The organism is Oleiphilus sp. HI0123 (assembly GCF_001635315.1).
Genome location: NZ_LWGE01001784.1, coordinates 1 through 636 on the forward strand (window position 1 = coordinate 1; position 636 = coordinate 636).

Below are 636 nucleotides of genomic sequence, written 5' to 3' on the forward strand. Positions count from 1 at the left end.
TGTCTGTTCAGGTTGGTGACAAGGTAGCTAAGGGACAACTTCTTTTTGAAGATAAGAAAACCGAAGGTGTGAAATTTACTGCACCAGCTAGCGGGACGGTTATTGAAGTAAATCGTGGCGAAAAGCGCGTATTCCAGTCGATTGTAATCGAGAAATCTGGTGATGAAAAAGTAGAGTTTGCAAAATACTCCGCTTCAGATCTTGGAAGTCTTACTCGTGAACAAGTCGTATCGAATCTGGTTGAATCTGGCGTCTGGACAGCATTTCGAACTAGGCCTTATAGTAAAGTGCCTGAGTTGACTGCTCAGCCAAATTCAATATTTGTTACCGCAATTGATACTAACCCATTAGCTGCTGATCCTGAAGTAGTGTTGTCGGGCGAAGGTGAGGCTTTTAGTCAAGGTTTAAGTATTATTGAAAAACTTACTGAAGGTAAGGTTTTTGTTTGTACTAAAGCTGGTTCTAACATCGAACTACCACCCATCGCGCGCGTAGAAAAGCAAGAGTTTTCTGGCCCGCACCCTGCTGGTAATGCCGGAACACACATCCATTACCTTGATCCTGTAAGCGATAGTAAGAGTGTATGGACTATTTCTTATCAGGACGTCATCGCGATCGCTAAGCTTTTCACGACTG

General features: G+C 43.4%; 1 pseudogene. It reads left to right on the forward strand.

The features are described 5' to 3' along the window. Nucleotides 1–636 (forward strand): annotated as a pseudogene (locus A3761_RS24035) (NADH:ubiquinone reductase (Na(+)-transporting) subunit A); the annotation flags it as partial.